The 24438-nt window shown below is 63.6% G+C and carries 19 protein-coding genes and 4 tRNA genes; 8 read left to right on the plus strand and 15 right to left on the minus strand.

What is annotated here, in order from left to right:
• Positions 1 to 188: 188 nt before the first annotated feature.
• The 4 genes from nrdE to NBW56_RS04345 all read right to left on the minus strand — a co-directional run bounded on the left by nrdE (position 189) and on the right by NBW56_RS04345 (position 4822).
• Positions 189 to 2324, minus strand: coding sequence for a class 1b ribonucleoside-diphosphate reductase subunit alpha (nrdE, locus tag NBW56_RS04330; RefSeq protein ID WP_250258532.1), 2136 nt, complete (start codon positions 2322 to 2324; stop codon positions 189 to 191).
• 5 nt (positions 2325 to 2329) lie between these two features.
• The gene (gene nrdI, locus NBW56_RS04335) at positions 2330 to 2737 is read right to left on the minus strand and encodes a class Ib ribonucleoside-diphosphate reductase assembly flavoprotein NrdI (RefSeq protein ID WP_250258105.1); all 408 of its coding nucleotides are present in this window, start codon (positions 2735 to 2737) and stop codon (positions 2330 to 2332) included.
• A gap of 26 nt (positions 2738 to 2763) precedes the next feature.
• Positions 2764 to 3021 (minus strand): glutaredoxin-like protein NrdH, encoded by a 258-nt coding sequence (gene nrdH / locus NBW56_RS04340; protein WP_065248823.1) that lies wholly within the window; start codon positions 3019 to 3021, stop codon positions 2764 to 2766.
• Between the two features lie 391 nt (positions 3022 to 3412).
• Complete coding sequence (locus NBW56_RS04345) at positions 3413 to 4822, minus strand: Gfo/Idh/MocA family protein (RefSeq protein ID WP_250258106.1); 1410 nt, start codon at positions 4820 to 4822, stop codon at positions 3413 to 3415.
• A 186-nt stretch (positions 4823 to 5008) separates the two neighbouring features.
• Between NBW56_RS04345 and NBW56_RS04350 the strand changes: the two genes are divergently transcribed.
• On the plus strand, positions 5009 to 5677 hold the full coding sequence (locus tag NBW56_RS04350; RefSeq protein WP_250258107.1) for a lysophospholipid acyltransferase family protein: 669 nt from the start codon (positions 5009 to 5011) through the stop codon (positions 5675 to 5677).
• Between the two features lie 12 nt (positions 5678 to 5689).
• Positions 5690 to 6082 carry a universal stress protein gene (locus NBW56_RS04355; RefSeq protein WP_065248349.1) on the plus strand — a complete coding sequence of 131 codons (393 nt, stop codon included), beginning with the start codon at positions 5690 to 5692 and terminating at the stop codon, positions 6080 to 6082.
• Here the strand turns inward: NBW56_RS04355 and NBW56_RS04360 are convergent.
• From NBW56_RS04360 to NBW56_RS04370, 3 genes are all read right to left on the minus strand, one after another.
• The gene (locus NBW56_RS04360; RefSeq protein WP_250258108.1) at positions 6079 to 6432 is read right to left on the minus strand and encodes a metallopeptidase family protein; all 354 of its coding nucleotides are present in this window, start codon (positions 6430 to 6432) and stop codon (positions 6079 to 6081) included. The two genes, NBW56_RS04355 and NBW56_RS04360, sit on opposite strands and share 4 nt — an antisense overlap.
• 94 nt (positions 6433 to 6526) lie before the next feature.
• A complete protein-coding gene (locus NBW56_RS04365) occupies positions 6527 to 8014 on the minus strand; it encodes a catalase (RefSeq protein WP_250258109.1) in 1488 nt (495 codons plus the stop codon).
• A gap of 249 nt (positions 8015 to 8263) precedes the next feature.
• A tRNA-Glu gene (locus NBW56_RS04370) sits at positions 8264 to 8336 on the minus strand.
• Positions 8337 to 8463: 127 nt separating this feature from the next.
• On the opposite strand from NBW56_RS04370, the gene NBW56_RS04375 reads away from it, so the two are divergent.
• Together NBW56_RS04375 and NBW56_RS04380 are read left to right on the plus strand one after the other, a co-directional pair.
• Positions 8464 to 10194 carry an alpha/beta hydrolase gene (locus tag NBW56_RS04375; RefSeq protein ID WP_250258110.1) on the plus strand — a complete coding sequence of 577 codons (1731 nt, stop codon included), beginning with the start codon at positions 8464 to 8466 and terminating at the stop codon, positions 10192 to 10194.
• Between the two features lie 137 nt (positions 10195 to 10331).
• Positions 10332 to 10407 (plus strand) — tRNA-Thr (locus NBW56_RS04380).
• Between the two features lie 424 nt (positions 10408 to 10831).
• On the opposite strand, the gene NBW56_RS04385 is transcribed toward NBW56_RS04380, so the two are convergent.
• Positions 10832 to 12043, minus strand: coding sequence for a winged helix DNA-binding domain-containing protein (locus NBW56_RS04385; RefSeq protein WP_250258111.1), 1212 nt, complete (start codon positions 12041 to 12043; stop codon positions 10832 to 10834).
• A gap of 124 nt (positions 12044 to 12167) precedes the next feature.
• On the opposite strand from NBW56_RS04385, the gene NBW56_RS04390 reads away from it, so the two are divergent.
• Positions 12168 to 12779, plus strand: a complete 612-nt coding sequence (locus tag NBW56_RS04390) for a biotin transporter BioY (RefSeq protein WP_250258112.1) — start codon at positions 12168 to 12170, stop codon at positions 12777 to 12779.
• 9 nt (positions 12780 to 12788) lie between these two features.
• Here the strand turns inward: NBW56_RS04390 and hrpB are convergent, their stop codons facing one another.
• Positions 12789 to 15539, minus strand: a complete 2751-nt coding sequence (gene hrpB / locus NBW56_RS04395) for an ATP-dependent helicase HrpB (RefSeq protein WP_250258113.1) — start codon at positions 15537 to 15539, stop codon at positions 12789 to 12791.
• Between the two features lie 55 nt (positions 15540 to 15594).
• Between hrpB and NBW56_RS04400 the strand changes: the two genes are divergently transcribed.
• The 3 genes from NBW56_RS04400 to NBW56_RS04410 all read left to right on the plus strand — a co-directional run bounded on the left by NBW56_RS04400 (position 15595) and on the right by NBW56_RS04410 (position 17802).
• Positions 15595 to 15668 (plus strand) — tRNA-Asp (locus NBW56_RS04400).
• Positions 15669 to 15843: 175 nt separating this feature from the next.
• Positions 15844 to 15916 (plus strand) — tRNA-Phe (locus NBW56_RS04405).
• A gap of 209 nt (positions 15917 to 16125) precedes the next feature.
• The gene (locus NBW56_RS04410; protein WP_250258114.1) at positions 16126 to 17802 is read left to right on the plus strand and encodes a formate--tetrahydrofolate ligase; all 1677 of its coding nucleotides are present in this window, start codon (positions 16126 to 16128) and stop codon (positions 17800 to 17802) included.
• A 105-nt stretch (positions 17803 to 17907) separates the two neighbouring features.
• Here the strand turns inward: NBW56_RS04410 and NBW56_RS04415 are convergent, their stop codons facing one another.
• From NBW56_RS04415 to NBW56_RS04440, 6 genes are read right to left on the minus strand one after another with little or no spacing between them, the layout of a single operon-like run.
• Positions 17908 to 18462 carry a cation:proton antiporter gene (locus NBW56_RS04415; protein ID WP_250258115.1) on the minus strand — a complete coding sequence of 185 codons (555 nt, stop codon included), beginning with the start codon at positions 18460 to 18462 and terminating at the stop codon, positions 17908 to 17910.
• Positions 18459 to 18746 (minus strand): MrpF/PhaF family protein, encoded by a 288-nt coding sequence (locus NBW56_RS04420; protein WP_065248358.1) that lies wholly within the window; start codon positions 18744 to 18746, stop codon positions 18459 to 18461. Before NBW56_RS04420 ends, NBW56_RS04415 begins: the two co-directional genes overlap by 4 nt.
• Positions 18739 to 19308 carry a Na+/H+ antiporter subunit E gene (locus tag NBW56_RS04425; protein ID WP_250258116.1) on the minus strand — a complete coding sequence of 190 codons (570 nt, stop codon included), beginning with the start codon at positions 19306 to 19308 and terminating at the stop codon, positions 18739 to 18741. The genes NBW56_RS04420 and NBW56_RS04425 overlap by 8 nt, the downstream gene beginning before the upstream one ends.
• A complete protein-coding gene (locus tag NBW56_RS04430) occupies positions 19305 to 20870 on the minus strand; it encodes a Na+/H+ antiporter subunit D (RefSeq protein ID WP_250258117.1) in 1566 nt (521 codons plus the stop codon). The genes NBW56_RS04425 and NBW56_RS04430 overlap by 4 nt, the downstream gene beginning before the upstream one ends.
• Positions 20867 to 21454, minus strand: a complete 588-nt coding sequence (locus NBW56_RS04435; protein ID WP_250258118.1) for a Na(+)/H(+) antiporter subunit C — start codon at positions 21452 to 21454, stop codon at positions 20867 to 20869. Before NBW56_RS04435 ends, NBW56_RS04430 begins: the two co-directional genes overlap by 4 nt.
• A complete protein-coding gene (locus tag NBW56_RS04440) occupies positions 21444 to 24362 on the minus strand; it encodes a Na+/H+ antiporter subunit A (RefSeq protein WP_250258119.1) in 2919 nt (972 codons plus the stop codon). Before NBW56_RS04440 ends, NBW56_RS04435 begins: the two co-directional genes overlap by 11 nt.
• Positions 24363 to 24438 lie beyond the last annotated feature (76 nt).

Below are 24438 nucleotides of genomic sequence, written 5' to 3' on the forward strand. Positions count from 1 at the left end.
AGGTGAGCGGAAAAAGGGAAGGTAGAGAGGGAGGAAAGAAGGTGGAAAGAGAAGAAGGTGGGAAGAGAAGAAGGTCGGGGCCAGGAAAGGCCGCAACTGGAATCCGACGGCCACCGGCCCCCATTGCCACACAAGAAAACGCCCCGCCCACCATGACTGTGAGCGGGGCGCCTCCTAGAAGTCCTCTGCTAGAGCATGCAGCTCACGCAGCCCTCGACCTCGGTGCCCTGAAGGGCCATCTGGCGCAGGCGAATGTAGTAGAGGGTCTTGATGCCCTTACGCCACGCGTAGATCTGCGCCTTGTTCACGTCGCGAGTCGTCGCCGTGTCCGGGAAGAACAGCGTGAGTGAGAGGCCCTGATCAACGTGCTTCGTCGCCTCGGCGTACGTGTCGATGATCTTCTCGTAGCCGATCTCGTACGCATCCTCGTAGAACTCGAGGTTGTCGTTCGTCATGTACGGCGCCGGGTAGTAAACGCGGCCGATCTTGCCTTCCTTGCGGATCTCGATCTTGGACACGATCGGGTGGATCGAGCTCGTCGAGTGGTTGATGTAGGAGATCGAACCGGTGGGCGGAACGGCCTGCAGGTACGCGTTGTACATGCCGTGTTCCTTCACCTCGGCAGCGAGGGCCTTCCAGTCCTCCTGCGTGGGCAGGTGAATGCTCGAGTTCTCGAAGATCTCACGCACACGCTCGGTCTTCGGTTCCCACACGCCGTTGATGTACTTCTCGAAGTATTCGCCGCTCGCGTACTTCGAATCCTCGAAGCCCAGGAAGGTTTCGCCGCGTTCCTGCGCGATCTTCGTGGAGGCCTTGATGCACTGGTACACAACCGAGTAGAAGTACATGTTCGTGAAGTCGAGGCCCTCCTCGCTTCCGTAGTGGATCGACTCGCGCGCGAGGAATCCGTGGAGGTTCATCTGCCCGAGGCCGATCGCGTGGGAGGCCTTGTTCCCGTTTGCGATGGTCGGCACCGAGGAGATGTCGGAGGAATCCGAGACTGCCGTGAGGGCACGGATCGCCGTCTCGATCGTCTTTTCGAAGTCGGGCGAGTCCACGGCCTTCGCGATGTTGAGCGAGCCGAGGTTGCACGAGATGTCGCGGCCGAGCGTCTCGTAGGAGAGGTCGGCGTTCATGGTCGACGGGGTCGAGATCTGGAGGATTTCCGAGCACAGGTTCGAGTGGGTCACCTTCGCGCCGCCGATGGGGTTCGCGCGGTTCACGGTGTCCTCGAACATGATGTACGGGTAGCCCGATTCAAACTGGATCTCCGCGAGCACCTGGAAGAAGTCGCGTGCGCGGATCTTCTTCTTCGCGATGCGGTGGTCGTCCACCATTTCGCGGTACTTCTCGCTCACGTTGATGTCGGCAAACGGCTTGCCGTACACGCGCTCGACGTCGTACGGCGAGAACAGGTACATGGGCTCGTTGTTCTTCGCGAGCTCGAACGTGATGTCGGGGATGACGACGCCGAGGGAGAGGGTCTTGATGCGGATCTTCTCATCGGCGTTCTCGCGCTTCGTGTCAAGGAAGCGGAGGATATCGGGGTGGTGCGCGTGGAGGTACACGGCACCGGCGCCCTGGCGTGCACCGAGCTGGTTCGCGTAGCTGAACGAATCCTCGAGGAGCTTCATCACGGGGATGACGCCCGAAGACTGGTTCTCGATCTGCTTGATGGGTGCGCCGTGCTCGCGGAGGTTCGAGAGCAAAAGGGCCACGCCGCCGCCACGCTTGGAAAGCTGAAGCGCGGAGTTGATCGAGCGACCGATCGACTCCATGTTGTCCTCGATACGCAAGAGGAAGCACGACACGAGCTCGCCACGCTGCGCCTTGCCCGCGTTGAGGAAGGTCGGCGTCGCAGGCTGGAAACGACCATCGAGGACCTCGTCGACGATGCGCTCCGCGAGCGCCTGATCGCCTGCGGCGAGGGTCAGGGCAACCATACACACGCGATCTTCGAAACGCTCGAGGTAGCGCTTGCCGTCGAAGGTCTTGAGCGTGTACGACGTGTAGTACTTGAAGGCGCCAAGGAAGGTGGGGAAGCGGAATTTCTTCGCGTACGCGCGCTTATAGAGCGACTTGATGAAGTCGAAGCTGTACTGGTCGAGAACGTGCTTCTCGTAGTACTCCTTCTCCACGAGATAGTCGAGCTTCTCCTGCAGCGTGTGGAAGAAGACCGTGTTCTGGTTGACGTGCTGGAGGAAGTATTCGCGGGCCGCCTCGCGGTCCTTCTCGAACTGGATTTTGCCGTCCGCGTCGTACAGGTTCAACATGGCGTTGAGCGCGTGGTAATCCATCGCCTTGTTGTGCTCGTAGCCCGGCATCTCGGTTAGCTCTGCCAAAACCGTTCCAACCCTTCTTTGACTTTGGTGACATCCCTCGATGTCCCAAGGAGCTCAAACTTGTAGAGGTGCGGCACGTTGCATTTGCGGGCGATGATGTCGCCGGCGATGCAGTATGCCTCGCCAAAGTTCGTGTTCCCTCCCGAGATCACGCCTTTGATGTGTGCGCGGTTGCGCTTGTCGTTGAGGAAGTGAATGACCTGCTTGGGGACCGCTCCCCCGGTATTGCCGCCACCATAGGTGGGCACCATGAGCACGAAGTCTTCGTCCATGACGAGCGGATCTTCGGTGCGACGCAACGGGATTCGCGCGACGCTTGACTCGGGAAGCTCAAGCTTCTCGATGAAACGCTTGGTGTTCTCCGAAACGGACGAAAAATAAACAAGCTTGCTCATGGTGCACGGTCACGACGCTTAACTGCTTAGAGGCTTGCCGCCTGGCGAAGTTCGCTCGCCTGCGCGGTGAGGGCCTTGATCTTGTCGGGGCGGAAGCCCGACCAGGAGTCGTTCGAGGTGGTCACCACAGGTGCCTGCATGAAGCCGAGTGACTTGAGGTGCGAGAGAGCCGCGGCGTCCTCGGTGATGTCCACGAGCGTGTACTCGAGACCAGCCTTGTTGAGGGCGCGCTTGGTGGCGTCGCACTGGACGCACATGGGCTTGGTGTAGACGGTGATCTCCATGAGAGGCCTTTCAAACTTCGTGGTGTTCTTCGTGTTCGCGGGGGACGCAAAACCTCGATGCAAGGCTGCGCGAACCAACGGACTCAACACTACACCTAGTGGCAGATCGATGGGAACACCACAAGATGTACTGAATTACACGAATGTGATGTGGATGGCGTGTGGACACGCTGTGATCTCATGTGAACGCACAGTGAACAGCGATGGCGTTATCCACGAACCATGCACGTCGCAGGCACGAGACGCGGTGGATGGAGTTGTGGACAAGTTGTGTTCGACGGTGAATTTTCGAAGTTTTCCACGACGACTTGGGGACGGAAGCTCGCGCCACCGTCCCCAAAAAATCCTTGTGTGATTCACACCCTTCGGCGTGTCGCACCGCAACCGAAGGCTACGCCTCGCTGGGCTCGTTCCCGCTTGCGTTCTTCGCCTCGCTGCGCTCCGCCTGCACGGGCGCGCTCTGCTCGGAGATCTCGACCTCGCCCTCCTCGGCACCTTTCGAGCTCACGGCCTCGAACTCGCCCTCAGCCGGCTCGGGCGCACTCACGATCGGGGTCTCCGTGAGCGGGTTCTCGGCAACGACGGTGCTCCCCTCGCGCGCCTCAGCCCCGTGGCCGCGGCTCTCCTGCTCGGCTCCCGCACCCTCACTCTCGGGCTCGGGCTCGGGCTCGGCGTTAATATCGCGCCCCTCCACAAGGGCGAGCTCGCCAAGAACAGCTCTCGCCACCTCGAGATCCTCGAGCGCCTCGGTGAGCCCGTACGAAGGCTCCTTCCCCTTCGCCGCAAACGCATAGAACGCTTCGTGGAGGCCGTAGGCGGGCGAAAATTCCGAAAGGCGCTCGCTCGTGACAACCGCGCCGTCAGACTTCTGCGTGAACGTGAAGGAGCCTCGCGTATCGAGATCGGCGGCATGAGGAAGCTCCACGCGCCCCTGCCGACGATTCGTGACGAAGCGAATCGCGTCGTGGAACTCCGGCGCGAACGGCAGGTAGTGCCACACGAGACGCACGTGCACGCCCTTCTCGAGCGCACCGAGCACCTCAATCGAACCGGGGATCACCTGCTCGGGCCAGTGCCGCACGCCGTGCAGTTCCACGAGCGGACCGTAGGTCGAGCGCAAAAGCGCGAGTTGGGCGAGCAGGCCCGTAAGCAGGCCCTTGACGTAGATATCGCGGTCGCGCTGATTCGCGCCGGGTCCCGCGCCTTTCTCCACTGCCTCTTTGAGGCTTTCGCGGCGCGCAATGCGCTGCTCCGAGGGCAGGTCGTAGGCCGCGGAGGTCACGTGATGTTTCCCGTGCATCACGGAGCTCGCCGGCATCAGCGTCTCAAACTCGAGGCTGCGCAGGTCGCGTGCCTGGTTCTCGTCCACAAGGAGACGCACCGACGAGTCATAAAGTGCACCGTAGGCAAGCATTACGAGCGGGCGGCCAGCCATCCGCTCGAACTCCGCAATCGCCTGGAGCTCTTCCGTTCCATATGCGACGGGTGGCTCAACGAGAACGGGAATGCCGCGCTTGATGATCTGGAGGATATCCTCCCCCTTCACGCCATCGGCACTAAAGACGACCGCATCAAGCTCAACGTCCTTGCTGCGCACGGCTGCCATGAGATCCTTGACGCTCCCGTAGCGCCGCTTTTCGTCCATGCCCCATTTTTCGGCCGCCTCGCGCAGCCTGCGCGGCGAAATATCCACGACGGCGCTGAGGTGGAAGCGATCGTGGCGGCGCTGCAGCATCGGCAGGTGTACCGCTTGCGCGCACGTCCCGAGCCCCACAACGGCAACGTTAATTTTCGAGGGCATGAGCGAAATCCTTCCGGTCGTGGCGGGGTGCACCGTGCGAAAAGGGTTCCGACGCCTGCCGGGCAACCGTCGGACCCCCATCCATTAAACACGCGGGCCCGCATTAGGAACTGCACCCCCGAGCGATTACGCTGAGAAATGTGTGCGATGCGCACGTGCGAGAGAGCTAGCCGAAGGAGCAGGCCGGTGTTTTACGAAACCGCCCACACGTTCGTCGCCCCAATGATTAAGGCGTGGTGGCGGCCGAAGGTCACGGGGCTTGAGAACGTGCCCAAGACCGGCCCCGTCATTATTGCGGCAAACCACCGCGCGAACGTTGATTCCTTCCTCGTGCCCGTCGTGTTCCACCGCAAGGTGCGCTACATCATCAAGGCTGATTTTTGGCACAAGACCGGCCTCACCGCCAGCATCAAGCAGCGCTTCTTTGAGGCGGTGGGCTCGATTCCCGTGGAGCGCGGCACCTTGAAGTCTGCGCACGGTTCCCTCGAGAAGGCCCGCCAGGTACTTCAGGAGGGTGGCCTGTTCGCGATTTACCCCGAAGGCACCCGCTCGAAGACTGGCAAGCTCGGCCGCGGCCGCACCGGTATCGCGTGGCTGGAAGAAAAAACGGGCGCGCCCATCATCCCCGTGGGGCTCGTGGGTACCGAAAAACTTTTCGTACCTGGCAAGACCCTCCCCCGCCCGCGGCGCGCGAAACTCGAGGTGCGCATCGGCACACCCATCGACTTCAGCCATATCGATCGCTCGCTGCCCGAAAACCGCAGGCGCCGCGCCATCACGGATCGGGTGATGGAGGAAATCCAGAAGCTCAGCGGGCAAGAACGCGAAACGTCCCAGCCGAAAACCGAACACTGAAGGAGATCGACGGTGAGCATCCTCGTGGCCTACATTCCCACTCCGAAAGGCGAAGCGGCCCTCGAAGCCGCGATCGAGCGCGCCATGCAGTTCGGCACCGCGCTGCGCCTCGTCAATGTCGTGCGCGACTCGGTCGAATCGGATCCGCGCCACGCGAGCGCCGAGCAACTCTCCTTCGCGGAGCAGACGGCCCGCCGCGCGGGCGTGCGCGACGTTAATTCTCGCACCAGGCACATCGACGAAGGGGACGAGGTTGCCCACGCGATCATGAGCGAGATCGAGGAAACGGGCGCGGACACCCTGGTGCTCGGGGCCCGCTTCGGCGGCACGGACGACCCTCGCTACCTCGGCAACACCATTCAAACGGTGATCGCGGACTCCCCCGCGGATGTGTTGATCGTCTAGCCCCAGCCGAGTTCGTGAAGGCGATCCTCTTCGATGCCGAAGAGGTGGCCGATCTCGTGGAGCACCGTCACTCGGATCTGCTCCTCGAGGTCTTCGCGGCTCGACGCCATACGCGTGAGTGGCCCGCGGAAAATCACGATGCGGCCCGGCTCGAGGAAGCCGTCGTAGTGGCCGCGTTCCGTGAGGGGCACGCCATCGAACACCCCCAGTATCTCCTCGCCGCCCTCGGGTTCCTCCTCTACGAGGATTACCGTGTTCGAGTCGGCGACCTGCGCCGCGACTTCAAGAGGGAGGGAGTCGAGCGCGTCGTCGACCGAAGCTTCGAAGTCTTCGCGGCTCATGGGGTCCATGCCCCAAGAATTCCAAAACGCCTTCGTGGAGGCAAGCGTCGGCCCCGCCCCCACCGAGCGTGGCAGGAACGGGGCCGAGCGTTTCAGCTGTGCGTTACTGGAGGCTGCCGGGAACCTCGTCCGCGCCCGCGTTTGCCTTCACGGCCTTCTCGATGCGCTCGCCGATCTCCTGGTCAACGTTCTTCCAGTACTCGAATGCGCGCGAGAGCACGGGCTCGATCACGCCGTCGAGGGCACCCGCGACGGTGTTCACGAACTCCTCGCGCTCCTCGTCGCTAAACACCTCGCGCACGAGAGTGCCGGCCTGACCAAAGTCGTCGTCCTCCGCGTGGAGGGTGTACGCCGAGCGCACCATGTCGCCGTCGCTCTCCCAGCCGTTGTCAACGACGCCCTGCTCATCCTGGTACGCACGACCGAACGAGTTCGGGGCGTACACGGGAGCATCGCCCGAGTGGAAGAACTCCATCGCCCCTTCCTTCGAGTAGGTGTTCTGGTCGTTCACCGGGCGGTTCACGGGCAGCTGGTTGTAGTTCGTGCCGAGGCGGTTACGCTGCGCATCCGGGTAGGAGAACACGCGGCCAAGCAGCATCTTGTCGGGCGAGAACCCGATGCCCGGAACGAGGTTCGACGGGCTGAACGCCGCCTGTTCGATCTGCGCGAAGTGGTTCACGGGGTTCTGGTTGAGCTCGAACTCGCCCACCTTGATCAGCGGGTAGTCCTTCTTCGACCAGGTCTTCGTGAGGTCGAACGGGTTGAAGCGGTAGGTCTTCGCGTCCTCGTACGGCATGATCTGCACCGAGACATCCCACTTCGGGAACTCGCCGTTCTTGATCGCGTCGAAGAGGTCCTTGCGGTGAGCATCGGCATCCTCGCCCGCAATGCGCGTCGCCTCCTCATTCGAGAGGTACTCCACGCCCTGCTGAGTGTGGAAGTGGTATTTGACCCACGACTTTTCGCCGGCCTCGTTCACCCACATGTAGGTGTGCGAGCTGTAGCCGTTCATGTGGCGCCAGGTCTTCGGAAGACCACGCGGGCCCATGAGGTACGCGACCTGGTGGGCGCTCTCCGGCGAGAGGGTCCAGAAATCCCACTGCATCGTCGCATCGCGCAGGCCCGAATCGGGAAGGCGCTTCTGCGAGTGAATGAAGTCGGGGAACTTCATGGGGTCACGGAGGAAGAAGATCGGCGTGTTGTTGCCAACGATGTCGTAGTTGCCCTCTTCCGTGTAGAACTTGAGCGCGAACCCGCGCACGTCGCGCCACGTGTCGGGCGAGCCGAGCTCACCGGCCACGGTCGAGAAACGCGCGAGCATCGGAGTCTTCTGACCCTTCTGGAAAAGCTTCGCCTTCGTGTACTTCGAGACATCCTCGGTCACGCGGAGCTCACCGAACGCGCCCGAACCCTTCGCGTGAGGGCTGCGCTCGGGAATGCGCTCGCGGTCGAAGCGCGCGAGCTTCTCTACGAGGTTCACATCATGGAGAAGGAGGGGGCCGTTCGCACCAACGCTCAGCGAGTGAGCATCGGATTCACGCACGGCACCGGCTTCGCCGCTGCTCGGGAGGTTGGGATCAAAAGTGCTCATTCTTCTTCCTGTCCTTATCTCGTGGGGGGAGGAATCAAGGGGCGATCTCCCCCGCTTCGTTGTGGAGGGATCACATTTGTCAACACTACCTGCGCTCCTTGAGCACACTCGCAAAGTCCGCACGATGGCGGCGAGCAGGCGTCGGAACCCCCTCGACCGCGCCGCACGTGCGGCACGCCCATACGCACGCGCTGCGCCCACCATCGCAAAAACAAAACCGCCCACCATAATGGCGGGCGGTTTTCGCTGTACCCCGTACGGGATTCGAACCCGTGTTGCCGGCGTGAAAGGCAGGTGTCCTAGGCCGCTAGACGAACGGGGCGGGCGGAAATACTCTACCCACCTCGGCGACCAAACGCCAACTGGGAGAGTCTGACGGTGACGCACGGCACCGCGTGGTTGAATGAGGAGAGCCATTTTGCCCTCTCAACAATCCGCGAGGTCCTTTCGTGACACCTACCCGTCCCTCCCGCTTCAGTGTGCGTGCGCGTGCTGCCGCCGCCGTTAGTGCCCTCACCCTTGCCGCGCTCTCCCTCAGTGGGTGCGGGGCCCTCATACAAGCGGGCCAACAAGCGTCATCTGGCTCAAACGGCACCGCCGCCACGGGCAGCAGCACCTTCGAAAAAGACGCCGAAGCAGCGCTCAAGGACCTCGAGGGGACCACGAGCAAAGCCTTCGGAACCGACGGCATGGAACCCCTTGGAACGATCGCCCCCGTCGTTGAATCCGCGGCCTATGATCTTGGCGCCGATCCGGCAAAAGACGAGCGCTGGGCGAAGTTCTACGACCAACGCGCCGAGTGGGGCGAATGTGAACGCGCCGAGTACAAGGCTGCAGAATGCGCCACGATCGATGTTCCCCTCAAATGGAATGATCCCGAAGGCGCCACCCTCTCGCTCCTACTCACGCGCCTGCCCGCCAAGACCGACAAGCCTCGAGGCTCACTTCTCGTCAACCCCGGCGGCCCGGGCGGCTCGGGTGCCGAACACGTCGCCGCTTACGGCACCATGCAGATCAGCCCCGGCGTTCTCGAGCAGTACAACGTGATCGGTTTCGATCCGCGCGGCGTGAAGGATTCCGACGGTATCCAGTGCCTCGATGATGCTGAAACCGACGAGATGCTCTCGACCGACCTTCCCGACACCGAAGAAGGCGTACAAAAGGCGAAAGAATGGTCTGACAAGCTCGCCAAGGCCTGCGGCGAGAAGTCCGGTGACCGGCTCCAGTACGTCGATACGTACTCCGCGGCGCGCGACATGGACGTGATCCGTTCAGCCGTCGACTCCGAAAAGCTCGACTACCTCGGCTTCTCCTACGGCACGTACCTCGGCGCGACCTACGCCGAGATGTACCCCAAGCGCACGGGACACCTCATCCTCGACGGCGCTCTCGATCCGTCGCTCACCATGAACGAAATTGTGGCGGGTCAAGCCGAGGGCTTCGAAAACGCCGTGAAGGACTTCGTGACATGGTGCCAGACCGAGCGCGACAGCTGCCCCCTCACGGGCAGTGTTGATGAGGGCGTCCAGCAGCTTCGCGACTTCATGAAAGACGCCGGGAAGAACCCCATTCCCACGGCAAGCGGCCGCAAGCTCAACGAGACCCTCGCCTCAACGGCGATCCTCACCGCTCTCTACAGCAACGAGACCTGGGAATACGTCGCCCTCGGGATCGAAAGCGCCAAGGCCAACAACTCCGCCGACGTTCTCCTCATGCTCGCCGACCTCGCCAACGAGCGCGAAGAAGACGGCTCATTCAAGTCCAACAGCACGTTTGCGAACCCCGCCGTGAACTGCCTCGACCACGTGGGCGTGACCGACAAGGAGTGGCTCAAGAAGGAAGGCGATCGCCTCGCCAAGAAGTACCCCACATTCGGCCCGTCCCTCGGTAGCAGCGATGAGGACGGCTGCGCAAACTGGCCCGCGAAGCCCGTGCGTTACCCCGCAAAGATCAACGCCAAGGGCTCGAGCACGATCGTGGTGATCGGCACCACGGGTGACCCCGCAACCCCCTACGCATGGGCCGAATCCATGAACGCGCAACTCGAGAACTCCGTGCTCCTCACCTGGAAAGGTTTCGGGCACACCGCCTACGGCCGCTCGGGCGGCTGCATCGAGGAAATGGTCGACGCCTACCTCCTCGAGGACAAGGTCCCGGACGACGGCGCGAAATGTGAGTAGTCACTGAGCCCGGGTCAGCGGGGAGGTATACGCGTCACCCGCCGAGATGTGACCGGTCCATCACCTGCACGGTTTGGCACCCGGGCCGTTTCTCCCGTAGAGTTGTGGTTCGTGCGCGGCGCGTGAGCGACGCACACGCCTCCTTAGCTCAGTCGGTAGAGCGATTCACTCGTAATGAATAGGTCGCCGGTTCGATTCCGGCAGGAGGCTCCACAAAAAAGCGGCCCCCACCAGGACAAACACCCGGTGGGGGTTCTCTTTACCCAAACTGAAGTGGCGCGTTGTAACCCTTCTTGTCACCCTTCAGTTAGCCATTCGGTTAGCCATGTGCCGCAACTCTCACCTCTGCCACCCCACCAATTGCGGCAGGCCAGTCCCCCAGCTCCAACCTCTCCCCCGCCCCCGCACCGCCGCATCGCCGGGCACACATCGAAAGTGGTGAAAAATCGCCACCAGAACCGGAATTCCGGCGCGCAGCGGCCATTTTTCACCACTTTCATGAAGGGGAAGGAGTAGTGGGGTGTGGGGAAAAGACCCGACTACCTGCGCCCACCCCCTTTTTCACGGGACCTTGGTACACCTTCCGCGCACTCCACTCGGTGAGCTCCGACACCCCTACGCCGAGCGCGGGCGCCGCCTACTGGTCGTGATGCGGAAAAGCCGCGAAGGCATTGTCGATGTCGCGCGAGGCCGCAGCGGAGAGTTCACCAAAGGCTTCGACCGCGAGCGCCCGACCGCTCTTACGTTTGACGGTGCGCCACAGGGCAACCATGCGCCCACCGCGCACGATTCCCCGCCGGAACACCCCGTTGTTTCCGGGCACGAGCAGCGCGTGCTCTTGTTCGGTCATGAGGGCGAGACGGTCGGGGTATCCGAGCACGAGCTCGTCGAAGCCGGGCAGCAGGAAGGTGCCCCGAACGCGTGCGGCGGCAGAGCTGACCTCATCGGCAAGCCCCGCGCGGCAGAACAGCGTCTCGCCTGCGGCGTCACTGCCCCATTCCTCGATTCCGTCGCCGATCTGGAGGGCAGCCGCGCGGATCTGGCGAAGCGGGAGTTTCGTCCACCACGCGAAATCGCGCAGCGTTGCGGGCCCATGACTTGCGAGGTAGCGCTCGAGCAGTGCCGCGGTTGCCGCCACTGTGTCTCCCCCGAAACGCTCCTCGAGTCCCGTCCCCTCGGGAAGCCAGGCCGCGGCATCGGCGATTCGCTGTTCCGCACCGTCGATCGGCCCGTAGATCAGGTGGCCTGATGCCATGAAGTAGGTGATGAGGTGGTAGCCGCGACCGCCACCCGTCTCAATGCCGCCACTTTTCCACGCCTCGAGGAGCTCCGGCCGCGTCACACCTCGCACTTTCCCCGCGAGGAATTCGAGGGCGAGGTTCAGCGCGTGCTCGACCTGGGCGTCGGAAAGATTGCGCGAGCGGCGGCGCCTTGCTTCCCACTCTCCCTTTTTCGCACACAGCTCGGTCATCCACCGGGCATCGCGAGCGGCCATGGCGAAAACGGTCCCTCGCATCGGGTAGCCGCGCACGATCTCGCCTGCGTCAAACGCGCGCAGTACTTCCCGCATGCGCGCATCGCTCGGGAGAGTTTCAGGGTCCGACGCTTGCGGAGCCACCGTCGGAACCTGATCCTGGTCTGGTGCTTCACCGACCTTTTCCGCATCGAGCCGAAGGGCGATCGAGGAGAGCAGGCCGGGCAGATCCTGCCCCTGCATCGCGCCCATCGCGTGCACGAGATTCCCGGCGTTGCGGTGCCTCGGCAGGGCTAGTCCTTGTGCAGTCAGGCGCGCATATATGAGGCGGGCGCGCTCGGTGCGAGTACTGGGGGCGAAGGATCGTGGTGGCATGATCTCACCCTATAGAGCGCCACATTCGCCCAGATTCAGGTGTAGGCGACCGCGCTTTTCTCCGCCCTGAACGGGAGCGGGGCCTAGTATGAGTGCGGCCCCATTCGTGAGATGAAGGAGATTCATGACCACCGCTTCCGTTGCCGGCACTCGCCCCGTGCTCGCCGATTCGCTCGTCAAGCACCGCACGCTGCTCACCGATCTCTCGCTCATTGCGGCCGGTGTCGTTGTGGTGGGGATTCTCGCGCAGGTCACGATTCCGCTTCCCTATGTGCCGATCACGGGCCAGACTCTCGGCGTGATTCTCGTGGGTGCGGCGCTCGGTTCGAAGCGCGGCGCGGCGTCGCTCGCCACCTACCTCGCGGCGGGTCTTGCGGGCGCCCCGATTTTCGCGGAGTTCGGCGGCGGCCCGGGCATGGTTCTCGAGCCGAGCTTCGGCTTCATCATCGGCTTTATCCCCTCGGCCTTCGTGGCGGGATGGATGGCGGAGCGCGCGTGGGATCGCAAATTCATTCTCGCGCTGCTTGGCTTTATTGCCGCGAGCGCCTTCCCGTTCATCGTGGGCGTGCCGTACATGGCCTGGGTGCTCAACTCGATCATGGGCCTCGGCCTCGACTTCGCGGGCATCATGAACGCGGGTCTCCTCCCGTTCATTCCGGGTGGGATCGTGAAGGCCGCGATCGCCGCTGGTCTGATTCCTCTTGCGTGGAAGGGCGTGCGGGCACTCGAGAAGTAGCCCCTGCCCCTAGTGCGGGTCGCGCCTAAGTGCGCGGTTCGTTTTCGCGGTCGCTTCGAATGCCATCGGGTCCTCGGGCCAGGGGTGTTTCGGGTAGCGGCCGCGCATTTCTTTGCGCACCTCGGCGTACGGCCCCGCCCAAAACGAGCGCAGGTCCTTGGTAATCGCGAGGGGTTTCCCGCCGGGTGAGAGCAGCTCGATGAGCACGCTCACCCTGCCCTCGACGATGCGCGGTGTCTCTTCGAGCCCGAACATTTCCTGCAGCTTGACCTTGAGCCTCACGGGCGCCTCATCCGCGCCCTCCTCACCGGCGTGCGCAATCTGTTCGGCGCTCGGGTAGTCCAGGCGAATTTTGGAGTCCGACGGTACCTGCACTCTCTCGGGCACGAGTTCTTCGAGTCGCGCAGCTTCGGGCCATGGGAGGGCGCGCTCGAGGATAGGTCGCATGTCGATGGCGGAGGGGGCGACGGGGTGGTTTCGGCCGACACCCGCAAGTGCCTCGAGCTCGGGGCCGGCGAGTTCCTCGAGGCGAGCAAGGAGAGCCTCGTCGCTCACGTCGGGCCACGGATCGCCGAGCTCACGGTGAAGAAGCGCGAGGCGTGAGCGTAGGTTCGCGGCGCTCGCGCTCCACGTGAACATGCCGAGTCCGGCGCGTTGAATACCCGCGAGAACGGCCTCGCGCGCGCCGGGTCCCTCGACCTTGGTTGGGGTCGAGGAGAGAACGATGCTGCCGAGCACCTTCACGCGGCGTGCTTTCGCACCGTGTTCGCCAAAGTGGATCTCGGTTCTCTCGCGCACGAGCGGTCCCGCGCACGCGAGGGCCTCCTCTTCGGTGAGGGGCGCGGCAGAGCGGATGATCGCACCCGTGCCGCGGGCAGCCTTCGCGTTCGAGCGTTGCAGCTCGGCAATCGCGATCCATTCGCCGAGGCCCTCATCGTTCGTGCCGGCGCGGGTCCCGCCCGCGGTTTCGTAGATGCCCGGTTCGATGCGACGTGCGAGGCGCTCGGGAAAGGCAAGGGCCGCCACGAGTCCGGCGGCGTGCGCTGGATCGTGCGGCGTCTCGAGCGCCCCCAGTTCGCCACCCGTTTCGAGGTGTGCATCGTTTGCATGGCGGCGAGCAATACGCGCGAAACGATTGGCTTCTCGCGCCAGACGCTCGCGCTGAATGCGCGGGCCCTCAACAAACCCACCGCCAAGCGGGAGGGGCGCCTCAAGGGAGAGAGCCGCGACGGTGCGCGAGGCGGCGTCGGAACCCACGACCCGTGTGGAGGTGAGCAGCGCTCGGGCAAGCCGCGGGTCGGTGGGGATCGAGGCAAGCGTGCGACCGAGTGAGGTGAGAGCACCTTCGGCGTCGAGGGCTCCAAGCGTGGTGAGGCTCGCGTGCGCATCTGCGAGGGCGTCGACCGGTGGCGCATCGGGAAGGCGAAGGCCAGCACCGCCAGGCGTTCCCCACGCGGCCATGAGAAGTGCCGTGTCCGTGAGGTCGGCACTCGCGATCTCGGGGAGGGTGAAGTCGCGCGCTCCCGCGTAGGCGAGGTCGTCGAAGAGGCGAATGGCGAGGCCTGGGCCAAGGCGACCGGCACGACCGGCGCGCTGGGTCATGCTCGCGCGTGAGGCGGTCACGGTCACGAGGCCGCTCATTTTTCGTGCGGCATCGCGGCGCACTTCGCGGCTCAGCCCTGAATCCACGACGATGCGCACGCCCGGGACGGTGAGGGAGGACTCGGCGAGATTCGTGGAGAAGATGACCCGTCGCGGCTCGCCGGCCTCGCGGCCCCGCACGATCCTGTCCTGCTCCCGCGCATCGATGCGGCCGTGAAGCTCGCATACGTCGGCGCGCACGCCACGCTGCGACAGCAGATCTCGCGCCGCAGCAGCCGCGTTTTCCACCTCCCACGCACCCGGGAGAAACACGAGAACGTCGCAGTCAGAGAATTCATCTGGCTCCTCGAGCGCCTCGACCGCCACGCGAGCGGCGTGCGCGAGGAAGTCGCGCGAAACTCCGCGCTCGTTCGTGCGTGCGGCAAAGGGAGCGCGCCGCGTATCCACGGGGAACAGCGCCGTGGGCGAGTCGATCACCGGGACCGGATACTCGAGCCCCTCCCCCATGAGACCGGCGAAACGCTCTGCGTCGAGGGTCGCCGACAAAGCGAGAAGCCTCAGGTCACCGCGCAAGTCGCGCACGTCGAGTGAGAAGGCGAGCGCGAGATCAGAATCGAGGGAGTGCTCGTGCACTTCGTCGAGCACGATCGCCGAAACATCGGCTAGCTCGGGATCCGCGAGAAGGCGGCGCACGAGAACGCCCGGGGTCACGAACTCCACGAGGGTGTCGCGCGTGAGCGTCGACTCACCACGAACCGTGTACGCGACGCGATCCGCCAGCGCCGGGGTGGACTGTGAGGCGAGCGCACGAAGTCTCGAGGCGCCCGCACGAGCGGCGACGCGGCGCGGCTGCGTCACAATCACGCGACCTGAGCCGGCATCGCCCGCGAGAGCATTCGCGACGATAGGCGGAACAAGCGTCGTTTTACCCGATCCCGGCGGGGCCTGGACGACCGCGCTCGCACCGGGCGACGCGATCGCCTCGGCGAGGTCGGCAGCGACACTCGCGAAGGCGAGATTTGCCCCGATCACCTCCAGATCGAAGGTGGCTGGTGAACCGTCGGACTTCGCTTTGCTCCTCACCCCACCCATTGTGCCAAGCGCGCGAAGACCAGCGGAATCACGAATGTGACGAGCCTCTCCGCTCTCAGGTGGCATTCGCACGAAAGGCTGTGTAAAGTAATTCGAGTCGAAGCGAGAGCACGACGAAAAAGGCCCTGTAGCTCAGTTGGTTAGAGTGCCGCCCTGTCACGGCGGAGGTCGCCGGTTCAAGCCCGGTCAGGGTCGCAAAAGCGACAAACCCCCTCGAGGAATCGAGGGGGCTTTTCCGTATCTCGCACTGCCCTCGCGCCACTCTCACCGCTCGGTCACGCAAACGTGTCTTACCTCTCCCCCGCTCGCACCGATTTCGCACACGCTCGCGGGCACTGGTAGGCTGTTCGCTGTTCCTTCTGGAACATTCGGCTCTGTAGCTCAGTTGGTAGAGCGTTCGACTGAAAATCGAGAGGTCACGGGATCGACGCCCGTCGGAGCCACAGCAATCCCCCGCCGGGTCGTCCCGGGCGGGGGATTTTTGTATGCCCCTTGAACGCACCATATTTCCGAAATTTCGGTCACGGGAGCGCCCCCGACGGCCGCACAAGCCGCGAAATCACTGGCACGCTCAGGGAATTTCCCGTTTGCTAGGTCACAGTGAGGGACGAACGCCCCGCAGAAACCGAGAAGAATCAAAGGAGATTTGCCCATGGCATCCGAAAACCCTGATCTCAAGATCGCCCAGGCCCACACCCTCAAGCCGATCACCGAGATCGCCGAGGCCGCCGGTATCCCGAACGACGCCCTCATCCCCTACGGCTGGACCAAGGCCAAGGTCGACATGAAGAAGATCGACCAGAGCAGCGACAAGCCGAAGGCGAAGCTCGTGCTCGTTTCGGCGCTCTCGCCGACCCCCGCGGGCGAAGGCAAGTCCACGACGACCGTCGGCCTTTCCGACGCGTTCTCCCTCAAAGGCAAGAAGACCGTCGTGGCCCTTCGTGAGCCGTCCCTCGGCCCGGTCATGGGCGTCAAGGGCGGCGCAACCGGCGGCGGCTACGCCCAGGTCGTCCCCATGGAAGACATCAACCTCCACTTCACGGGCGACTTCCACGCGATCCAGATCGCCAACAACACCCTCGCGGCCCTCATCGATAACTCGATCCAGCAGGGCAACCCCCTCAACATCGACCCGCGCCGCATCCAGTGGAAGCGCGTCCTCGACGTCAACGACCGCGAGCTCCGCTCAATCGTCGTCGGTCTCGGCGGCCCCGCACAGGGCATGCCCCGCGAAGACGGCTTCGACATCGTCGTCGCCTCGGAAATCATGGCGATCCTCTGCCTCGCGACCGACCTCAAGGATCTGCAGGAGCGCATCGCGCGCATCGTCGTGGGCTACACGTTCGATCGCAAGCCCGTGACCGTCGCCGACCTCAAGGTCGAGGGCGCCATCACGATGCTCCTCAAGGACGCCCTCAACCCGAACCTCGTGCAGACCCTCGGCGGCACCCCCGCCCTCGTCCACGGCGGCCCGTTCGCGAATATCGCCCACGGCTGCAACTCGATCATCGCGACCAACCTCGCGCGTGAGCTCGGTGAAATCGCCGTGACGGAGGCCGGCTTCGGCTCCGACCTCGGCGGCGAAAAGTTCCTCGACATCAAGTCGCGTTTCGGTGGCTTCTCGCCCGACGCGGTCGTACTCGTCGCGACCGTGCGCGCCCTCAAGATGCACGGCGGCGTGAAGAAGGACGAGCTCGAAACGGAGAACGTCGACGCGGCCCTCGAAGGCACCGCGAACCTCCGCAAGCACCTCGAGAACATTCGCAAGTTCGGCCTCGAGCCCGTCATCGCCCTTAACCGCTTCCCGTCGGACACCGAGACCGAGCTCAAGGCCGTTCTCGACTGGGCGAAGGAAAACGGCTACAAGGCTGCACTCTCCGAGGTGTGGGCCAAGGGCGGCGAAGGTGCACTCGACCTCGCCGACCAGGTGCTCGCCGCCATCGAGGAAGCCGGCGACTTCCACCACCTCTACGAGCCTGAGGACGGCGTTGAGAACGCCATCGAGACCATCGCCAAGGAGGTCTACGGCGCATCGGAGGTCCAGTACGTCGACGGTGCTCCCGCAGCCCTTCGCCGCCTCAAGAAGAACGGCTGGGACAAGCTCCCCGTGTGCATGGCGAAGACCCAGTACTCGTTCAGCGACGATCCCTCGAAGCTCGGCGCGCCCGAGGGCCACGTGCTCCACGTTCGCGACCTCATCCCCCGCCTCGGCGCCGGGTTCGTGGTCGCCCTCACCGGTTCGGTCATGACCATGCCGGGTCTGCCGAAGGAGCCCGCGGCACTGCGCATGGGCGTCGATGAGGACGGCAACGCGATCGGCCTCTTCTAAGGGACCACTTCGCCTTCCACTTCAGGGGGCGGGGGCGGCCATCGAGCCGCCCCCGCCCCCTTTGTTAAGTCGCAAGCGTCGGGCCCTCACAGAACCCTGCGTACCCTAGTGCCCGCCGGACTCCCGCTGGCGCGCGAACGTGTCCTTGGTGCCCTCCGCACTCTCGTCGAGGTCATCCTCGTCGAAGTGTTCTTTGAGTTCCGCAAGCTCGAGACCCATCGTGTGCGTGAGAACGTTCGTGGGAAGCGCATCCTCGGTTTCCCCATCGGGGTGAGCGTCTGCTTCCGGATCGATGAAGCCATCGTCGTCATCATCTCCCTCGCCACCGATGGAGAGTCGCGGCGTGAGCTCGTCGAACGCGTAATCGCTCCCCAGGAGGAAGCCGCGGCGGAACGCGGCACGCCCGAGCATCGCGCTCGAGGCGGTCATCGTGAGGAATTGTGCGACGAGAACGAGCGCAAGCATGCCCGCGAGCGCAAGCGACTGCGAGGCGATCGCCGCTCCCGCAAGCACGAGCACGAGGCCGAGCGTTTGCGGCTTCGACGCGGCGTGCATGCGCGAAAGAACGTCGTTGAACCGCACGAGACCCACCATAGCGATCGCCGCGATGAACACGCCGGTCACGATGAGGATCAAGCCGAAAATTTCAGCGATGCTCACTCAACGCCCTCCTTTCGTTCGGGAACGTCGGCGCGAGCGACAAACCTCGCGAGCGAAAGGGTGCCGATGAACGCGGTCGCTGTCAGGGCAAGGGCGGGAATGACCGCGAAGCTTGTGCCGGTCCACGCCGAATAGAGCGCGAGCCCCATCACCACTTGAACAACGAGCATGTCGAGCGCCACGGCACGGTCAATAATGGTGGGGCCCACGATCATGCGGTACACGATCGGGATCGAGATGAGACCGAGCGCGATCGCGGCGCCCAGAAGGATGGTGTCAAACATCAGCCCCGCCCCCTCTCACGCTGTATCCGGCACTGTTGAGAATCTCGCGTGAGGCAAACGCGCGCAAAAGGCGCTCCTCCTGGCGCAGGATGCTGTCATGCTGCGCCTTAATCTGTTCCTTCGTGGTCACGCCGATCGCGTGGAAGAACAGGGTCCCCGTGGCACGCTGGGCTTCCACTACTACCGAACCGGGAATCAGGGTGGCAAGGATGCCCGTGAACGAGAGGAACAGATCGCTTCGCGAGCGCAATTGCACGGCGATCACGCTCGAGCCGGGGCTTCCGGTGGGCCTCAGGGCAAAGCGGGCGACTTGGATACTGCCCGCCACGAGATCCTTCGCGAAGTGCGCGAAAAAGACGAGCGCGCTCACGGGTCGTAGCGTGACTTCGCGGCTCAGCGGGGGCGCGGGGAACATCACGTAGATCGCCGCGCCGAGGAGGAGCCCGCCGAGAATACTGAGAACGCTAAATTCTCCCCACAGGAGGCACCATGCGAGGGCGCCCCCCACGATGCCAAGGGCGTGCGTGGGCAGTACGCGGACGCGGTTGAGGAGGCGTGTCATTCGGGCGCCACCTGCCCTCCACCGGCATCGTCGATGTTGAATACGAGACGATCGGCGGCACCGTCGCCAAGTACGGCATTCACGTAAGGGACGCGTTCGAGGAGCGAAGAGGCCGCACTTTCGCTATAGCCAATCAGGGGCCCGGCAAACACCGTGAGAGCGAGGGAGAAGGCCACAAGAGTTGCTGTCGAACCACTCATGAGCAGGGGCGTCACGGGCTTATCTTTCGCGATTTGCTCGGGGGTTTCTTGCCAGAAGGCACGGTTCCACACTTTCGCGATGGCGTACATGGTGAGAAGCGAGGTAATAACGCTCAACGCCACAAGGATCCACGCGAGCACGCTCCCGCGATGGATACCGCCGATAACGAGGCCCACCTTTCCAATAAAGCCACTCATCGGGGGCACGCCAGCGAGGTTCATCGCTGGCACGAAGAAGAGGATCGCGAGCCACGGCGCGGCCTTTGCGAGCCCGCCGAGCTTCGCGAGGTTCGTAGTGCCGCCCACGTGTTCGATGAGGCCCGCCGCGAGGAACAGCGTGGACTGCACCGTAATGTGGTGGGCCACGTAGAACACGGTTGCCGTCATGGAGATCTGCGAGGAGATGCCAATACCGAACATCATGTAGCCCATGTGGCTCACGAGGGTAAAGGACAGCACGCGTTTGAGGTCCGTTTGCGCAATGGCCCCGAAAATGCCGATCACGAGGCTGAATCCTGCCGCGACAAGCAGCACGGTCGAGATTTCGGATTCAGGGAACATGAGGGTTTCGAGGCGGATGATCGCGTAAATCCCCACCTTCGTGAGGAGGCCGGCAAACACCGCGGTCACGGGCGCGGGTGCGGTTGGGTAGGAGTCGGGCAGCCACGCGGAAAGCGGGAAGATCGCCGCCTTGAGCCCGAACGCGATGAGCAGCACGAACTCGATGAGGAGGCGCACATGGTGGTCCACGTGGTCCATGCGTACGGCAATTTCGGCAAGGTTGACGGTTCCGACGGCTGCGTAGCAACTCGCGATTCCCACGAGGAAAAGCAGTGAACTCACCATCGACACGATCACGTATGTCGTCGCGGCTCGAACCCTACTCGCGGATCCACCGAGCGTGAGCAGCACGAACGAGGCGGCGAGGAGAATCTCGAAGCCCACGTACATGTTGAACAAATCGCCCGCGAGGAACGCGTTCGAGACTCCCGCGACGAGCAGAAGGTACGAAGGGTGGAAGATTGCGATCGGCGTCGACTCGATGTGTTCGGAAATGGTCTGTGCACTCGCGTAGATGAGCACGCCGAGGGTCACGAACGACGAGACGAGAAGCATGAGGCCCGTGAGCCTATCGGCGACGAGCACGATCCCGAGCGTTGGCGTCCACTTGCCGATCTGGAGTACGAGGATGTTGTTCTCGTTGATCCAGTACATGAGAAGCGCCGCGATCACGAGGTTCACGCTAAGCGTGCCGATCGACACCGCGAGCTGAAGCCGAGAGCGATGACGGGTGAGCAAGGCAAAAGCAGCGCCCAGAAGCGGCAGCATCACGGGTGCGGCAAGGAGAATCTCGAGGCTCATGAGGTCTCCTCCTCGTCATCGTCGCTATCGCTTTCGGTGAGGCTGTATTCCACGTCCTCGTCGGAAGTGAAGTCGTCGGAAATATCGTCATTCAGGTCATCGTGGGTATTCGCGCGGGCCTTTTCGGCCTCTTCTTGCATGCGCTCACGCTCACGTTCCTCGCGCTTCTCGTCGGCTTCAAAGCCCACACGCTCGATGTGCTCGTGACGGTGGCGTTCCACGAGCCTGCGCGAGCGGTCGGCAATGCGAAGATCCTCAACGTCATCGGGGACTTCGTCGTGGCCAAAAAGCTGCCACGAGCGGTACGACAGCGCCATGCCGAAGCCCGTGAGAGCCAAGGAGATCACGATCGCGGTGAGCACCATCGCCATAGGGAGCGGGTCACTCATGCCCTCGACCGCCCCCGAACCTTCGAAGGGGGGAGTTCCGGGGGTGCCAATCGCGAGAAGGAACAAAAGGTTGATGCCGTTTCCCGCGAGAACCGCGCCCATGATGATGCGCGAAAGGGTGCGTTCGAGCAGCATGTAGATCCCGCTCGCGATGAGCACCGCGGCAAGGAGAAGAACGAGGAGGCTAACGTGCATCGAGCTCCGCCTCCTGGTGCCTGTCGATTTGTTCGCCGAGCGTGCGCAAGATGTCGAGGGCGAGCCCCACGACGATGAGGTACACGCCAATATCGAACATGAGTGCGCTCGCGAGTTCGATTTCGCCGAGCACGGGCAGATGCCCGATCCACACGTAGCTCTGGAACACGGTGCCGCCTAGCAAAAGAGGCGTGATGCCGGTAAGTAATGCGAGCACCATGCCTACGCCGAGGAGGGCCCCTGCCTGCACGGGTGCAGCCTCGTTGAGCTCGTATCGGCCTCCGGCGAGGTAGCGCAGCGTAATCGCGAGACCTGCGACCAGGCCGCCAGCGAAGCCGCCACCGGGGAAATTGTGGCCCGCGAACAGCAAGTAAATGCTGAGCACCATGAGCATCGGGAAGGCGAGGCGTGTGATCACTTCAAGCACAACCATGCGCCGCTCGGGTGCGAGGGTGCGGCTCGCGAGGAGCCACGTGGCGCCGCGGTTGCCTTCGAGGTCTTCGCTTTCATTGTGGAATCGAAGCGTGTTCTCGGGGATGGAAGGATCGGAAGTCCGCCGCCAAATCGACAGGTCTTCTTCGAGGTCCCCCACGCGCACGATCTGCTGCTCGCGTTTTCGCACGAAAATGAGGGAGGCGATGCCGGAGGCGACGACGAGAAGCACGGCGATCTCCCCCATCGTGTCCCACACGCGTGCGTCCACAAGGGCGACGTTCACGGCATTGTGGCCCTTGCCGATTTCATATCCCGCCTCGATGAGTTCGGGACCGATCGGCGCGGCGATCCTTGCACCAGCCGCGTACGCAAAAACGGTCACGATCACGGCGGCCGTGAGGATCGCAATTGACCAGCGCGTGAATTGGTCGAAACGGCGAGGGCGGATCGAGAAGTGGGCGGGGAGGCGGCGCAGCACAAGAATGAGCACGACGGTCATCATCGACTCAACGAAAAGCTGGGTCGCGGCGACGTCGGGCGCGCCGTACATCATGAACAAAAGCGCAACGCCAAAGCCCGTGCCCGAAATAAGGAGGGCCGCCCTGAGCCGGCGCCGTGCGCGCGCTGCGCCGAGCGCGGCGAGGCCGGCGAAGCCCACCACGGCGATTTCGGCGGGGTGAGCAAACAGCACGAGGTTGTCGGGGGCCTTCCCCGTGAAGGCGATGGCTCCCGCGAGCATCACGACGAACACGAGGAAAATCGTGCCGAGGTGAACGGGAAGCGAGCCTCGCTGGAAGAAGGCCGTCGTACGCACCGCGAGCGAATCCACTTCACGCATGGACGCGCGAAAAAGCCTTTCTGCGTCGCACCAGCGCCCAAGCGCCGTGTTCTGAGGGCTTACCGCCTTTTGCACACGCTCGAACGGTGCGTGGGCGATCGCGAGCACCGCACCGAGCGTGAGCGCTGCGAGCGAGCAGAGGAGCGGGAGCGATACGTGGTCGGGGATCACGGCGAGATGGCCGAGCTCCCCCACCTTCGCGCTCGGGCCACCCGCAATGAGGGTGGCAAGCACCTCGAGTTGCGGCGCGAGCACGATCGCGGCGAGGCTCGCAGCCGCAACGATCGCGGGGATGAGCTGGAAACGAAGCGTGGGCTGCTTGTGCTTCACGCCGCGCGCACCGGGGAACACGTGGAAGAAAAAGCGACACGAATACGCGACCGTGAGCACGGATCCCGCGACGGTCGCGGCGAGAATCGCGAGGCCCCACGGCTCCCCCTCGGCGAAGGCGTAGAACACCGCTTCTTTTGCCACGAATCCAAATAGCGGCGGGAAGGCGGCCATCGATGCCGCACTCACGAAGGCGACGATGCCCACGATCGGGAGGTCCTTGAAAACGCCGTGCAGTTCACGCAGGTCACGCGTGCCGTAGCACTTGTCGATGATGCCGACGCTCATGAAGAGCGGCGCTTTGAAGAGCGCGTGGGCGAGCGTGAGCATGGCGCCGGCAAAAACCGCTTCGGGTGTCGCGATTCCCGCGATCGCTGCCATAAATCCAAGCTGCGACACCGTTCCGTACGCGAGCAGGAGCTTGATGTCGGTTTGCCGGAGGGCACGCCAACCACCGAGCAGCATGGTCACGGCACCGAGGGCGGAAACCGCGATCGTGAGAGGTCCGACGGTGGCCAGGAGCGGGGCGAACCTCAAAAGAACGTAGATGCCGCCCTTCACCATGGCTGCGGCGTGAAGGTACGCCGAAACCGGTGTCGGTGCGGCCATCGCACCGGGGAGCCAGAAGTGCCCGGGGGCAAGCGCCGATTTCGTCGCAGCACCGATCAACACGAGAACGAGGGCCACAACGAGGTACGGCGACACCGCAGTGAAAGCGGGCGACGTGAGGATCTGGGAGATTCGCATACTGCCAGCCTCGACGCCGAGCATGATGAGCCCCACCATGAGGGCAAGTCCGCCCGCGGTCGTGGAGATGAGTGCGTTAATCGCGGCGCGACGCGAGGCCTGTTTCGTGACGTAGTGGCCGATGAGCAGGTAGGAGAACACGGTCGTGAGCTCCCAGAACACGAACAGCATCATCGCGTCGTCGGCGAGCACAAGCCCGAGCATCGCCCCGGAGAACGCCGTGAACACACCCGCGAAACGCGCGAGCGACGGCTCCGTTTCCTTGAAGTACCGCGAGCAGTACAGCATGATGACCGTTCCGATACCCGAAACGATGAGGACGAACAGCCACGCGAGTGGATCGAGTGCGAAACTCAGCGTGATCCCGAACTGTGGGATCCACGGGTAAGTCTCCACCGCGGGGGTCTCGGCGAGCGCAGCCGGTGAGTGCGAGAGAAGGTACGCCGCCGTGGCTGCAGGAATAAGCGCGATCGGCAGAAATGCCTTTTGCCGCCACCATTTCACGAGGAGGGGCGCTATAAGTGCCATCGCGAAGTGCGCAGCGATGGCGATAATCATGCGGGGGTATCCGTCCTCGTAGTGTCGGTGCGGGGACGCTTAAGTTTATCAAGTCATACGCGCGACGCGGCGAACC

It is taken from the genome of Dermabacter sp. Marseille-Q3180 (genome assembly GCF_940792985.1).
Taxonomy (GTDB): domain Bacteria; phylum Actinomycetota; class Actinomycetes; order Actinomycetales; family Dermabacteraceae; genus Dermabacter; species Dermabacter vaginalis.